At 52.3% G+C, this 13,562-nt stretch carries 13 protein-coding genes; 11 read left to right on the top strand and 2 right to left on the bottom strand.

Annotation, left to right across the window (positions count from 1 at the left end):
* From rfaD to G5358_RS07520, 4 genes are all read left to right on the top strand, one after another.
* A partial coding sequence (gene rfaD / locus G5358_RS07535; protein ID WP_421323886.1) for an ADP-glyceromanno-heptose 6-epimerase occupies positions 1-705 on the top strand: 705 nt, incomplete at its 5' end.
* 118 nt (positions 706-823) lie between these two features.
* The gene (locus G5358_RS07530) at positions 824-2,584 is read left to right on the top strand and encodes a polysaccharide deacetylase family protein (RefSeq protein ID WP_421323885.1); all 1,761 of its coding nucleotides are present in this window, start codon (positions 824-826) and stop codon (positions 2,582-2,584) included.
* Between the two features lie 3 nt (positions 2,585-2,587).
* Positions 2,588-3,814 carry an O-antigen ligase family protein gene (locus tag G5358_RS07525; protein ID WP_421209186.1) on the top strand — a complete coding sequence of 409 codons (1,227 nt, stop codon included), beginning with the start codon at positions 2,588-2,590 and terminating at the stop codon, positions 3,812-3,814.
* The gene (locus G5358_RS07520; protein WP_216952609.1) at positions 3,811-4,887 is read left to right on the top strand and encodes a glycosyltransferase family 9 protein; all 1,077 of its coding nucleotides are present in this window, start codon (positions 3,811-3,813) and stop codon (positions 4,885-4,887) included. The genes G5358_RS07525 and G5358_RS07520 overlap by 4 nt, the downstream gene beginning before the upstream one ends.
* 38 nt (positions 4,888-4,925) lie before the next feature.
* Here G5358_RS07520 and G5358_RS07515 read toward each other — a convergent pair whose 3' ends face one another.
* A complete protein-coding gene (locus G5358_RS07515; RefSeq protein ID WP_216952610.1) occupies positions 4,926-5,903 on the bottom strand; it encodes a hypothetical protein in 978 nt (325 codons plus the stop codon).
* 52 nt (positions 5,904-5,955) lie between these two features.
* Positions 5,956-7,017 carry a glycosyltransferase gene (locus tag G5358_RS07510; protein ID WP_421172466.1) on the bottom strand — a complete coding sequence of 354 codons (1,062 nt, stop codon included), beginning with the start codon at positions 7,015-7,017 and terminating at the stop codon, positions 5,956-5,958.
* A gap of 236 nt (positions 7,018-7,253) precedes the next feature.
* Here G5358_RS07510 and G5358_RS07505 point away from each other — a divergent pair, with 236 nt between their 5' ends.
* The 7 genes from G5358_RS07505 to G5358_RS07475 all read left to right on the top strand — a co-directional run bounded on the left by G5358_RS07505 (position 7,254) and on the right by G5358_RS07475 (position 13,497).
* Positions 7,254-8,465, top strand: a complete 1,212-nt coding sequence (locus tag G5358_RS07505; protein ID WP_421323887.1) for a 3-deoxy-D-manno-octulosonic acid transferase — start codon at positions 7,254-7,256, stop codon at positions 8,463-8,465.
* A gap of 198 nt (positions 8,466-8,663) precedes the next feature.
* Complete coding sequence (locus G5358_RS07500; RefSeq protein WP_005357044.1) at positions 8,664-9,485, top strand: helix-turn-helix transcriptional regulator; 822 nt, start codon at positions 8,664-8,666, stop codon at positions 9,483-9,485.
* A 40-nt stretch (positions 9,486-9,525) separates the two neighbouring features.
* Positions 9,526-10,161 (top strand): LysE family translocator, encoded by a 636-nt coding sequence (locus G5358_RS07495; RefSeq protein WP_204384864.1) that lies wholly within the window; start codon positions 9,526-9,528, stop codon positions 10,159-10,161.
* 57 nt (positions 10,162-10,218) lie between these two features.
* Positions 10,219-11,349 (top strand): ABC transporter substrate-binding protein, encoded by a 1,131-nt coding sequence (locus G5358_RS07490; RefSeq protein WP_421323884.1) that lies wholly within the window; start codon positions 10,219-10,221, stop codon positions 11,347-11,349.
* Between the two features lie 390 nt (positions 11,350-11,739).
* Complete coding sequence (locus G5358_RS07485) at positions 11,740-12,396, top strand: DUF3313 domain-containing protein (protein WP_421323883.1); 657 nt, start codon at positions 11,740-11,742, stop codon at positions 12,394-12,396.
* Positions 12,397-12,496: 100 nt separating this feature from the next.
* On the top strand, positions 12,497-12,859 hold the full coding sequence (locus G5358_RS07480; RefSeq protein ID WP_042054283.1) for a cystatin domain-containing protein: 363 nt from the start codon (positions 12,497-12,499) through the stop codon (positions 12,857-12,859).
* 125 nt (positions 12,860-12,984) lie between these two features.
* Positions 12,985-13,497, top strand: a complete 513-nt coding sequence (locus G5358_RS07475) for a cupin domain-containing protein (RefSeq protein ID WP_107683288.1) — start codon at positions 12,985-12,987, stop codon at positions 13,495-13,497.
* Positions 13,498-13,562: the final 65 nt, after the last annotated feature.

The raw sequence follows: 13,562 nt of genomic DNA, 5'->3' as shown, positions 1-13,562 counted from the left end.
ACCACCGAGTGGAACGGCAAGTTCATCATGGAGGTCAACTACGAGTACTCCAAGGATCTGTTCCACTACTGCATCGAGCGTGAAATCCCGTTCATTTACGCCTCTTCTGCCGCGACCTACGGTGGCCGCAACGACAACTTCATCGAAGATCCCAAGTTCGAACAGCCGCTCAACGTCTACGGCTACTCCAAGCAGCTGTTTGACCAGTACGTGCGCCGCTGGATGCCGGAGATCAACTCTCAGGTCGTTGGCCTCAAGTACTTCAACGTCTACGGCCCGCGCGAGCAGCACAAAGGCTCCATGGCTTCCGTCGCCTTCCACCTCAACACCCAGGTGAAGAAGGGCGAGAATCCCAAGCTGTTCGAAGGTTGCGATGGCTTCCCGAACGGTGGTCAGATGCGTGACTTCATCTATATCGACGACGTCTGCAAGGTAAACCTCTGGTTCTGGCAGAACCCGCAGCACTCCGGCATTTTCAACTGCGGTACCGGCCGTGCCGAGCCATTCCAGAACGTGGCCGAAGCGGTGATCAAGCATCATCAGAAGGGGTCTATCGAATACATCCCCTTCCCGGATCACCTCAAGGGTCGCTACCAGAGCTTCACCCAGGCTGACATGACCAAGCTGCGCAGCGTGGGTTATGACGCCGAGTTTAAAACCGTTGCCGAAGGGGTAGCGGATTACATGGCCTGGCTCAACCGCTAACAGGTGAGCACAACGCGGCAGTTTGAGCGCAAAACCGGAAGTGGGCACTCGCCTGCTTCCGGTTTCTGGTCTCTGTGGCTGCTTGCCGTTCCTCTCTTCTCTACCGGGTAACCGCGCGATGAATATATTGATGGCACTCTCCCAGCTCGAGGTAACGGGAGCTGAGGTCTATGCCACCACGGTCGGCAACGAACTGACCCGGCGTGGTCACAACGTCTTTTATGTATCAGATACCCTGACCAAGCCGACTCTTGGCCCAGTCTTCAAGCTGAGATTCAACAAGCGCAGCATTCTGCGCCGCTTCTGGCACGTCTTCTACCTTATCTATCTCATCAAAAAGCACCATATCCAGTTGGTGCATGCTCACTCCCGCGCCTCCGGCTGGAGCAGTTATGTGGCCTGCAAGCTGACTGGTACCCCGATGATCACCACGGTTCATGGTCGCCAGCCGGTGCACGCTTCGCGCAAGGCATTCCATGCTCTCGGCTATCGGGCAGTTGCCGTTTGTGAGGATATTGCCCATCAGATTGTCGACAATCTGGGGGTCGATCCCGCGATCGTGCAGGTGCTGCGCAACGGTATCGAAACCGACAAATTCCAGCCTGTGCCAGCGCCGGACAATCCCAAGCCGGTGATCGCCATCATTGGCCGTTTGAGCGGCCCCAAAGGGGAGCTCTGTTACCGTCTGCTCGACGAGGTACTCGATCTGGATGCCTGCAAGGTGCGGATTGTCAGTGGTACCAAGGTACCGGAGCGCTTTGCCCGTTTCGAAGGCCGTGCCGAGTTTGTTGGGTACGTCGATGATGTTCCCGCTCTGCTGGCTGGCAGCGATTTGGTGATAGGTGCCGGTCGGGTGGCGATGGAAGCACTGCTCTGTGGTCGGCCCGCCTTTGCCATTGGTGAAGCCAGGGCCATTGGACTGGTGACCGAACAGAATCTAGATGATGCTCTGGCCAGCAATTTTGGCGATATCGGCCCCAAGGATCTGGCTATCGATTTTGCTGCCCTTAAGGGAGAAATCGAGACCGCTTTGACCAGCAAGACGGTGCCGGAAGCCATTCGGCAACGCATTCAAGATGAGTATGGCTTGCAGGGAGTGGTATCCGGCCTCGAAACCATCTATCAGGATGCCGTAGTCGAAACTCTGCGCCGCGAGATGCCCGTCATCATGTACCACCGCTTTATCGAACAGGACAGCGAGAAAGGGGTGCATGGTACCTGGATGCCGATCACCATGTTCGAGAAGCATCTGCGACTGATGAAGTGGCTCGGCTACGAAACCCTGACTTTCCGCGATTTGGCGGACAAAGGCTTTATCCACCGTCTGCAATACGGCAAGAAGTACCTGATGATCACCGCCGATGACGGCTATCAGGACAACCTGACCCGCATGCTGCCGCTGCTGGAAAAATATGGTTACAAAGCTGTGGTGTACGTGGTCACCGGTGAAGGCTATAACCGTTGGGATGTGGAGCATCCGACCAATCCGGACACCAAGGTTTCATTGATGAGTGGTGAGCAGGTCAAGGCGTTGGCCGCTAGCGGTCATGTGGAAATTGGTGGTCATACCCTGACCCATCCCCGCTTGAGTCAACTTACTGCCGAACAACAAGCCCATGAAATTCAGGAGAATAAACGCCAACTGGAGGCCCTGCTTGGCCATCCGCTGCTCTCGTTTGCCTACCCTTACGGAGATATGAACGAGAGTGCCAAGGAGCAGGCTATCGCCGCCGGGTATCGTTTTGCCGTCGCTACCAATAGCGGCCCCAAAGCAATGCACCAGGACCCTTTCCAGATCCGCCGGATTGCCATCTTCCCCCGTACCGATGTATTCGGGCTGTGGCGAAAAATTCGTGGGAATTATGTGTTCAGGAAATAACTTGTGAATTTAGATAAAAATTGCCTACGACTAAATATTATTGTGCAATTTGCAGCTTTTTTATTTGGCGCAATAGTTTTAACGGTCCCCAGTGGCTATGGATATGGGCCCAGCATTTTAGTTTTGGCAAGTGTTTTTGTCTTTTGGCGTAAAAAATATTATTTGGCAATGAGTTCAGAGGTGAAAATATTATCATATATATTCATCTCTTTTTTTGTCATCCAAGCAGTATCAATCGGGATTGATGGTGGCGCACTCAAAGAGTTAGATCGACCAAGTCGTTTGTTAATGGCTGCAATGACCTTACCTTTATTAAGTGTGTTCCCCATTAACATAAACGTTCTTATTGCTGGCCTCTCTATAGGAGCTGTGAGCTCAGGTCTAATCGCAATATATGAAAAGTTTTATCTTGGAATGCCTCGAGCTTTTGATGAAAGCATGCCAATTCAGTCAGGAAACATCAGCATGACATTGGCATTGTTATGTCTGTGTGCTTTTTTCTGGTTCCGCCATTTAGGGAAGAAAAACATTGCTGCCTTTATGCTTCTTTCATTTTTAATGGGGGGGATAGGCAGTTTTCTCTCCGGGACCAGAGGTGGCTGGGTTTTACTTCCAATCGTCTTGTTTACAATAGTTTTTTATTTTAGAAAACAGCTATCCCTCAAAGATGGTCTCTATGCAAGCACTGTATGTGCCTTGTTGCTTTTCTTGGCTATGCTTCCGCAAAGTGGCGTAATGGATAGGATATATAATGCAAAAGCGGATGTTGTTCATTATTTTGATGGTGTGAATCCGGATACATCTCTAGGCATTCGATTGCAGTTGTGGGAAAGTGCATATAACTCTTTTTTGGAAAAACCAATTTTTGGTTGGGGAAATAACGGAATTCGCTTATCACAATTAAACCAATATAATAATGGTTCTATATCCGAGTTCATTTATAATTTTAACTCACATGCACATAATCAATTTTTAGATGAATTGGCTAAACGCGGCATTATAGGCTTCTTGATGTTAGCTCTGCTGTACTTTTATCCACTTTGGGTTGCGAGTAAAAATAGAGATAACTTATTGGTCAGTAGTATGTTGGCGGTTTCATCATTAACTCTTGTTGATTATAGCTTGAGTCAAGCATTTATAAGTCATAACTCCGGGATGATATTCTTCATGTTTTTATTTTCGGCTTTAATTACCACAATAAAGGTATCGCCTTTGGAGGGAAGAAAATGATTAAGAAATTGCAATCATGGCGCGATATCATTCGTCGTAAAATAGGGATTGTGCTTTTTGACCGATCTTTGAAATCAGCTTCAAGTAAAGATGGTGCTATAGTCTTTGTTCGTTGGGATGCCAAATTGGGGGATGCCATAGTATCATCTTGGGTCGCTCGTGAAATAAAAAAGAAGTTTCCAGGCAAAAAAGTAGTTGCAATTACAACCCCTGAGATGAGGTCTTTATTTAAAAACCAATTTCTTTTTGATGAAGTTTATTCTATTCCGAAAAGACCAAGTTATGCAGCACTCGCCTCATTGGCTAGAGATATAGGAGATATTGAATATCTTGTTCATCTTACTAATGAAATGAAGATGAAAGATATTTTCTTTATCTCAAAATTATCTGTAAAAAATGTTATTGGTATAGATGACAAAATAAAATGTGTGAATATTAAAATTGGTCATTTAACCAAGAATATTCACTTCTCACAGAAGTTTGCCTTGGCCGTTAATAAAATGGGGGTTGATAACCCCGATACAGATTATATTGTTCCAGAATATCTTGAAGATGAGTCAAGCGTTAAATCTAGCTGGCCTGATAATCCCACAATCTGTTTTAATCCTTACGGTAGTGGCAGCTCACGAACATTTAATGATGAAAAAATTATCGAGATCCTGAAGGTTATGTTGAGCAAGCCTGGATATAATGTATGTTTGCTCTATCCACCGATAAAGAAAATTGAAACAGAACACAATATCAGGAGAATGCCTGATATCTTAAGGGAAAGAGTTATCACACATGACTCATCCCATTCTTTAGGTGTTCTATTCGCTCAAATAAGAAATAGTATCGGTATCGTGTCTGTAGATACGGCGACAGTACACATTGCCGCAGGGCTGAAAAAACCTATATTTGGAATATATAATGATAATTTTGGTAAAGGTGAAAACCGGGAGTGGTTACCAAATTTTGAGAAAGCCATGGTAATGTATGTTGATGCCAAAAAAGAACAAAATGTAAACTACATTAATATGGAGGAGTTTGAGAATCAATTTAATGATTGGTATGTTCAGTACATAGCACAATAATTTAGATTTCTGCACCATAGCCTGGTGCAGAATAAAAATTAAAGCATCGCCTTTATGTATTTATTTACCCATATATCTAGTCTGTATTGATTTTTTATCTCGTCAGATATGTGATGATAAGGGATCGTTAAAAAGTCAGGTGAGACTTTTAGATCTGTATCTGTTATGCAAAATATATTGTTGGGATGAAAGAACGGAAATGTCTCTGCGGTATTGTTATTTGATATTATTTTTTGTTCATAGGCAAGAGACTCAAAGAATCTAAAAGACAAGCCTTTTTGTGACTGGTATCCTATATCAAGAATACAGTGATAAGCCGATGAGATTGCCAATAGTTCATCACCAGTAATTGGCTTGGTAATTATTTCGATTCTCTTGTCTCTTATTTTTTTGATCTTTCGGTGGTGATCAACATAAATCATGATTTTAATTTTTAAGTCTGGGTTGGCATCCAGAAATGCAGTCATAAAGGCGTAGCGTTCACGATCAAAGCTAAAAATACCAAACACATCACCATCATAGTTTCTGTTTGGTTGGAGTGGGGTTAAATTCTTTTTATAGTAGTTAGTTACTGGTGTAAAGCCATATTTTTTAACATCTTGCGGATCAAAGCTCAAAACTTTATCAAAAAGTGAAATGTTTTTGATATTATTTGGCATTCTGAGAGTACTGTCCCACAGGTGGCAAATCATCCTGTTGGTGCATTTTTTGAGCTGTGTCAGATGTTCTGCCGTGTAAATATCAGGATTAGTGAGGATAGTGATATCGAAGTGGCGGTTTTTTGTAAAACCATTCAAAAACTGGGTGGTCGACAGCCAGCTTCTTTCTTGTTTTAAATTTCTTTTAAACAGAGCCTTTGAAATTAAGTTTGATATTCTCTCTACTGGGTGCAGGTAATCATATCTAGATATTTCTCCATTCTCAATAAATGTAACCACGTGTCCTTGTTGTCGCATCTCTTCAACTATCGGGGTAATGAGCCCTGCGTTATCAATACCTATTAATAGGATATTCATTGGATTAGCTCTCAAAATGACATTTCAATGTTATTTCATTAAATTTAATAAACTAAAGTGACATAAATGATTTTATGGTCTCTGTACTAGAGAATGGGCTGTAAAAATGATCTGGTATATGCATTTTATCAATATCCATATGAGATATTTTTTGCGCTATTTTGGGAATGTCAAAAAGGGCGCAAAGGTTATCTTGCAGTGGCCCAGTAAGAATTTCTGCCGGTCCAGACGGGCAATCCACGCTGATCACCGGGGTATGGCAGATGAGTGCTTCAATAAGCACTGTTGGCAGCCCTTCAGCATCGGATGTCAGGATGAGCGCCTGAGCGGCTTTGATATAGGGGTAGGGGTTCTTCTGAAAGTCGATGATCTTCACCTTGCTGGCAAGGTTCATCTCCTCGATCATGGCTTCAATGTGAGGGCGTCGCTCCCCTTTGCCCATCAGAACGAGTGGCGTAGCAACGCCGCTTAGCTGATATGCCTGCAAGAGACGATCGTGGCGTTTTCGTTCTTCGAAGGTGCCGACATGGATAAAATACTTTTCAAATGGCTTGTTGAAAGGCTCATCGGCCAACGCCTGAATTTTCTCGATATCAAACGGATTGTAGATAACCTGACACGATTTTGGTGTGGCTCTTACATTGTGCAAAATGTCGTCCGCGATGCCACGAGATACGCAGATCAGTTTCTTGCCATTATAGAAACGCTTGAATTTTTCATATCCTTTGGCATTGTCTTTGGCAAAGCCGGTGACATTTCCGTGGATCCAGTAATAAATATTCAGTGTATCAGGCAGGTGTCTGGTAATTTTGTCACATGAGCATGAGATAATTACGTCAGGCGAGATCTCTTGGACTTTTTTCAAGATCAGAGATGCTTGTATTTTTTCAACCGCAACATTGGATATGGCTTTAGTCAGCTTTGTGACAATGCCAAGATTAATCGGGTGAATGTTGTCAGGTAGCGTATGGTCTATTTTTTCCCGCAAGGTAAACAAGGTAACATCGACACCTGCATCTTTTAGCAAGGATGCGGTATTGAGCAGAACCTTTTCCGCACCACCACCATACAAGTCTTCAACAATGAATAAAAACTTTTTAACTGGTGGGGTCATAACTGCTCCGCGGGTCTCATAACTGACTGGTAAATCTACTAAAAATGTGAATCGTAAACGAGCAAAATCAGGTGGCAACTGTTAAAGTCGTTAGCAATTTTTTCAATAGGTGTGGATCAATGATTGGTCTTAGTGGGCGCTACCATAACGCATTATTCGCGGCCTGTATATTTGCCGGGCTGCTGCTCTCCTGGTTGTTTTCTGTTAATCAGCTCCTCACCGGCGACCAGACCCAGATGCTCTACAAGGGTTACCTTGGAGCCTATGAGGGGGTCTGGCTCAGCTATGGCAATGCGGCGAGTGCGGTGGGCAATGTGCCGGGGAGCTTGTCGGCCTGGCTGATTGGTGGGCCGCTGCTACTGTGGGATTCTCCCTATGCCCCCATGGTGTTGCTTCTGGTGATGCGGTTGGTCGGTTTTCTGCTATTTGATGCGGTTATCCGCCAGGTGTTTGTTGACCCCGTATCGAAGGGCAATGCGCGGTTGCTGTTTCTGGTGCTCTGCTGGCTCAACCCCTGGTTCCAGTATGAGAGTTTGCTCTACAACCCCTCCTATCTCTTCCTCTTCTCGGCCATGCACTGCTGGTCGGCCTGGCATATGCGCGATCGGGCCTCATTCTGGCACATGATTGTTCACCTGCTGGCTATCGGTATGGCAATGCAGTTGCACTACTCCTGGCCGCTGCTGGCTGTGATCTCCACCTACCTCTTCTGGCGCCGCATCCTCAAGGTGAGCTGGAGCGGGGTGGTGGTCGCTGCCCTGCTGATCGGTGCATCTCTGATCCCCTACGCCATGGAAGTGATGAGCAACAGCCATATCACCCAGAACGTCGATCCCGAAGCGCGTCAGCGCTATATCGGATGGGGGCTGGTGCATGTCTATCCGGTGCTGAAATCGGTGCTCTACTGGCTGCGTTACGGCTCCTGGCTGTTTGCCAGCAAGCTGGTCAACGACACCCAGTTCATCTGGCTGGCGGGTCATGAATATTTGCAGATGACAGCAGTCTGGCTGTGGCGGGTGGTGATCTACGGGGTGGGCTCTGCCACCGTGTTGCTGGCGGCCAAGGCCAACTGGCAACTGTGGCGGGATCTCAAGCCGCGTCTGCTGCGCAGCGACCGTGCATCAGTGGACGGCACGAGCTGGCTCGGCCTCTATGCGCTGGCGGCCGTATTGGCTGTGCTGGTGAGTGCGGCGCTCTCGCCCATCATCTTTAACTATTGGCACCTGATGCTGATATTCCCCTATGCCCTGTTCCCGATCCTGCTGTTGCTGGTTAGCTGGAGCCGCAACCATCCTCAGTGGGTTGGCAAGGGGCTGCTGGCAGCCACCCTGTTCTGCACCGCTGTGAACCTGATTGCGGCGAGCGACAGCACCAAGTTCTCCTATCAGGCGGACTACAAGCAGCAGGTGCAGGAGTATTTGCAGGAGATGAAGCTGCAACCCAAGTAACTGGGTTGTGTGATCAGTCGAAGGGAGGCGTAATGCCTCCCTTTGCTTTTTCCGTAGCTCAATAAGCGGGTTGTGGTTGCCGGTTATCGCTGGTGGCGTAGCCGACCTGCTTTGGTGGCCATTGCACCAGCTGCAAGGGCATAGCCGGAATGCAATAATCTACAAGCTTTCAGCTTGTTTGCGGTGTATCTATAACCCATGAATACCACCGATTCCCTTATCCGCTACTGGCAATCCCCGCACCTGCCGGGGGTCGAGCTGTCACACTCCCACCACAGGGCGTTCAGCTATGGCCGCCATGTCCATCTCGACTACCATATCGGGCTGGTGCAGCGGGGTGGCCAGAAGTTTATCCACAAGGGGAACAGCCACCATCTGGTGCGCGGGGTGCTCTCTACCGTCAACCCGGACGAGGTGCACGACGGCCTCAGCCTGTTGCCGGAAGGGTATGAGGTGAGGGTCTTCGCCATCGATCCGCAGCAGCTGGCGCTCTGGCTGCCGGAGCAGCCGGAACCCTTCTTCGACAAGGGATTGCAGAGCCGCCCCGACCTCTATCAGGGCTTTGCCCAGCTGCACGGCTATCTCGACAACCCCAAGGCCGATGGCCTGCTGATCGAGAGCCAGCTGCTTGCCCTGCTGGGGGAGCTGCTGCATCTGGCCCCCGAGGTACACCAGCTGGCGGATCCCCAGTTGCGATTCCTGCGCGACTACCTGATGGCGGCCCTCGACGAGCCCCACTCGCTGGAAGAGCTGGCGGGGCTGCTCGGGCTCGATCGCTTCGCCTTCCTGCGCCAATTCAAGAAGCGCAGCGGCATGACTCCCTACGCCTGGCTGAAACGGCTGCGGCTGGAGCAGGGCAAGCGGCTGCTGGCGAGCGGGATGGCGGTGAGCGAGGTGGCGCTGGCGGTCGGTTTCTTCGATCAGAGTCACTTCCACCACGGCTTTCGCCAGGCATTCGGTCTGACGCCCGCCGAATTTCGTGCCCAGATGCAATCTTTTACAAGCCGCGCCCCCCGCTGATCCGCCATGCTGGCTCTCCGTCGTTAAAGCGAGAGTTGTTATGCTGACCAGTCTGTTCGTTACCCTCGGCCTGATGCACCTGATTGCACTGGCGAGCCCCGGCCCCGATTTCGCCCTGATCCTGCGCACCAGCCTGCACCGGCCGACCGCCCTTGGCGCGGCGCTGGGCATCTCGCTGGCGATCATGGTGCACGCCACCCTGAGCCTGACCGGGATCAGCATGCTGATTGCCAGCCATCCGCTGCTGTTTATGGTGATTAAGTGCTGCGGCGCCCTCTATCTGGGCTGGTTGGGGTGGGGCGCCCTGATGGCAGCTCGGCAGCAGAGCAGTCCCGTGATGCAGAGCGCCGCCAACGAGCTGCGCGGCTGGGGCAGGGGAGTGCGCACTGGCCTTGCCACCAACCTGCTCAACCCCAAGGCGCTGGTGTTCTTTATCGGTCTGCTGGCCGCCATGGTGACGCCAGAGGTGGACGGAATGACCCGCAGCCTGCTGGTGGGCGAGCTCTTCATCATCTCCCTCTGCTGGTTCGGGTTGCTGGCGTGGAGCCTCTCCACCGATCGTGCCCAGCGCCTGCTGCTGCGGGTGCAGCGGCCACTCAATCTGGTGACAGGCGTGCTGTTTGCGGTGGTCAGCCTCTCCATTCTGGCGAGCATGGGGGCCGAGCTGGTGGCCTGATGAGTCGGCGCATGGGCCTATACTGCAACAAGGTTTACCTGTCAGGAGTGCCCGGCCATGCGTCTACTGCCTCTTTGCTGGTTGTTGGGGATGACCCCGGCGCTGGCGGCCCCGGTTCAGCTCAAATTGCTGGAGTGGGGCTATCTGCCAGCGGGTTATGAACAACAGTTTGCCGACTACGCCAAAGCCCATGGGGTGGAGGCGACGGTTAGCCGGATCGAGCCGCTGCTGACCGATTTCGACAGCGTCTACCGCGCCCTGCGCACCCGCAGCGCCGATGTGGTGCTGCCGACCAGCTACTTCTACAAGGCCCATCACCAGCCGCTGTTCAAGCTGCTGCTCCCCATCGATTTCAGTCGCCTGCAGCACTACAGCGAGATAAAACCGGCCCTCAAAAACACCGAGTATGACAAGCAGGGGGAGCGCAATTACTCGGTGCCCTTTTCCTACGCCATGTTCAGCCTCGCCTATGACAGCAAGCAGGTGCCGCAAGCGCCCACCAGTTGGCAGGTGCTCGCCAACAGCTCGCCGCCGGGCCAGTTTGCCGAGTTCTGCGACCAGTTCGAGCCGCTGCTCTTTTCGGTGCTGCTCTCGCTGGGCAAGTCGCCCGCTCTGTTTGCCAGCGGCGAGATGCTGGCCGACAAGACCTTGCAGCAAGAGGTGGAGCAGCAGCTCTCGCAGCGGCTGCGAGCCAGTCGCGGTTTCTGGTTCAATCAGGCCAACCGCTGCGAGGATCTGCGCCAGCAGACCTTTGCCACCACCTGGGGGCTGGAGCTGGTGGAGTGCAACAAGCAGAACGATCAGCAGTGGCGGATCGCCATGGTGCAGGAGGGGGCCATCTATGCCCTCGATGCGATCTCTATCGCCCGCCATGTCGGGGATGATCCTGCACGGCTCAAGGCGGCCTACCTGCTGGTGGATTTTCTGCTGAGCGCGCCGCTGCAACGCCAGATGCTGGTGGGCACGCCCACCATCTCGGCCAGCAATATGGCCTCCCGGCCGCCCCTCAGCCCGCAGGAGCAGGCGGTGCTGCCGGATCGCCCGCTGCCGGAGTTTGACGAGCGGCTGCTAGTGCCCGCGTTGCCCGCCCATATCAAGAATCGCTACAAACGGATGGTGCAGCAGGCGATCGTCGCCAGCGGCAAAGAGGGGCTGGTCAAGCAGTGCCCCTGGGATCTCGATAACTGATGAATGAGCCTGCCGCTTCTTCGGCGGCAGGCAAGTTTGCGCAAGATGGCTGATGATCGGTCATCGCCCGTTCCAGGGTATTCCCCCGTTCAACTCACGCCGCTCGCGGGCCCCCATCGTTTGAAAAAACTGAGCGCTTATCGCAGCCCCATTTAGCCGGATTAAACAACCGAACCCTCGCCAGATTGCCGTTCGTACCCTGGCTGACCCTGTACAAAAGTGCCTCAATTGTGACAACTTGGATGTGAGCTGAACAATCCTGATCTGTCCCTTGTGGGAAGGTGATGAATCGGTTATTTCTCTGTGACATTGGCGGCATCCGGCACGGGTTCTCCAGCCATGTGGTGCGAAATCCACAGCAAAAACAAACAGTAAAATGCAGGAGCAAATATGAAAAAGGTCGTGATGGTTGCCGTGGCTGCAGCCCTTCTGGGTGGCTGCGCCGTCAAGAATCAGGTATCCCACAGCTTGCAGGCGATCCCGCTGACAGCCTTCCAGCAGAGCGAGAGCAACCCCAATCAGCGGATCTACAAGGAGCCGGGCGTTGACCTGCGCCAATACAATGAGGTGCTGCTCGATCCGCTGCAGTTTATTCGTCAGGAGAACGGCCAGTGGTATCTGCTGACCGCCAACGAACAGAACCAGATTGGTCGCTACTACCACGACAAGTTCCAGAGCGAGCTGATCAAGCAGGGCGTCAAGATCGCCACCGCCCCCGGCCCGAAAGTCATGCGGATCCAGGCAGCCGTCACCAACTTCGACCTGACCCGCCCCGACCCCAAGCTGCGTGACCTGCTGCCGGCCAAGATCGCCATCAACGTCACCCGCGAAGTGATCGGCAAGGAGCCCTACCTGCTCAAGGTGGGCAGCATGGCCCAGCTGCTCGACTCCCGGAGCGGCAAGCTGTTGGTGCGGGTGATGGATGCCCGCGAGAGCACGGATACTACCCACAAGGATGAGCCCATCACCGCCGAGGAGATGGAGAAGATGATCGACCAGTGGGCGGCCAGCCGTGCCAAACAGCTGGCGGACAATCTGGGGCGCTGATCGATTGGTGCGTTCAAGCGGGGCGCAGCGGGAGCCTTTTGGGCTGCAATAATGGCAAGATGTTGATAAGGTGGTCATTTTGCAGGCAGGAGAAAATGATATGAAACGCGTGTTGTTACCCATCCTTGTTGCTGGCCTGTTGAGTGCCTGCAGCACCTCGTCACCCACGCCTGAGTGTGCGCCGATGGCGGGTGGCTGGCAGAGTCAGCCGTTGCCCAATGCGGAAGGGGAGGCTGCGCTGGCCAGCGTGCTGGCTCGCATGAACACGGCCGCCAAACTGCAGAGCATCCGCGAGGTGCGCAGCCAGGTGGTCTCCGGGGTCAACTACGACATCGAGTTCCAGCTCGACAACGGAGAGGTGTGGAACACCCGTGTCTATCGGGATCTTGCTGGCAACTACCAGATGACCCGCCCGGCTGCACAGGGCGAGCTTCCTCCCTTGCCTTGCGTCAAGGCCAAGTAATTCCTGCTTGTTGAGCCCCTCGTCAGAGGGGCTCATCTGACCAGAAAATTTCTGCTTTTCTCCCCGCATTCTGACAGTCAGGATGACCCTTCCCGTGACTGCATCCTCATGGAAAAGGAACCGCTATGAATCGCCACCCCTGCATCAAACACTGGCGCGAGCTGCAAGAGCAGACGCCGCGCTACTACTCCGGCAGTCAGGAGCCCCTTTCCCGCGGCTGCGCCCTCGGCAAACACTTCGGCTTTAGCCGCATCGGCATTCACCACGAGATCGTCGAACCCGGGCATCGCACCAGCTGGCCCCACGCCGAGAAGACCGAGGATGAGTTCGTTCACGTGCTGGAGGGGACGCCGGATGTCTGGCTTGATGGCGTGCTCTATCGGCTGCAACCGGGGGATTCGGTCGGTTTCAAGGCCGGTGACGGGCTGGCCCACGCCTTTATCAACAACACCGAAGAGACTGTCCGCCTGCTCTGCATCGGCGATACCGATCGGGAGGACAACCGCATCCACTACGCCGTGCACCCCGAGCGCAATATCACCCTCGGCAAGCTGCACTGGGATGACGTGCCCGAGCGTGAGCTGGGGGATCACGACGGCCTGCCCGACAAGCTGCGCGAGCGCAACGGCCCCTTCTAGGGCGCAGCTCTTCTGCGCACCAGCCCAGCACCACCCGATATAAAAAAGCCTGCCGCGTGGCAGGC

Source organism: Aeromonas sp. 604176, from assembly GCF_049170755.1.
Classification (GTDB): Bacteria; Pseudomonadota; Gammaproteobacteria; order Enterobacterales; family Aeromonadaceae; genus Aeromonas; species Aeromonas veronii_A.
The sequence above is the reverse complement of the archived record's forward strand: the minus strand, read 5'-3'. Positions and strand labels throughout refer to the sequence as shown.

Bases quoted from the DNA above. Each gene is read 5' to 3' on its own strand.
- G5358_RS07495 (WP_204384864.1), top strand. From the start codon at position 9,526: ATGCTGACCAGTCTGTTCGTTACCCTCGGCCTGATGCACCTGATTGCA.
- G5358_RS07510 (WP_421172466.1), bottom strand. From the start codon at position 7,017: ATGACCCCACCAGTTAAAAAGTTTTTATTCATTGTTGAAGACTTGTAT.
- G5358_RS07475 (WP_107683288.1), top strand. From the start codon at position 12,985: ATGAATCGCCACCCCTGCATCAAACACTGGCGCGAGCTGCAAGAGCAG.
- G5358_RS07505 (WP_421323887.1), top strand. From the start codon at position 7,254: ATGCTCTACAAGGGTTACCTTGGAGCCTATGAGGGGGTCTGGCTCAGC.
- G5358_RS07515 (WP_216952610.1), bottom strand. From the start codon at position 5,903: ATGAATATCCTATTAATAGGTATTGATAACGCAGGGCTCATTACCCCG.
- G5358_RS07480 (WP_042054283.1), top strand. From the start codon at position 12,497: ATGAAACGCGTGTTGTTACCCATCCTTGTTGCTGGCCTGTTGAGTGCC.
- G5358_RS07490 (WP_421323884.1), top strand. From the start codon at position 10,219: ATGCGTCTACTGCCTCTTTGCTGGTTGTTGGGGATGACCCCGGCGCTG.
- G5358_RS07520 (WP_216952609.1), top strand. From the start codon at position 3,811: ATGATTAAGAAATTGCAATCATGGCGCGATATCATTCGTCGTAAAATA.
- G5358_RS07530 (WP_421323885.1), top strand. From the start codon at position 824: ATGAATATATTGATGGCACTCTCCCAGCTCGAGGTAACGGGAGCTGAG.
- G5358_RS07500 (WP_005357044.1), top strand. From the start codon at position 8,664: ATGAATACCACCGATTCCCTTATCCGCTACTGGCAATCCCCGCACCTG.
- G5358_RS07485 (WP_421323883.1), top strand. From the start codon at position 11,740: ATGAAAAAGGTCGTGATGGTTGCCGTGGCTGCAGCCCTTCTGGGTGGC.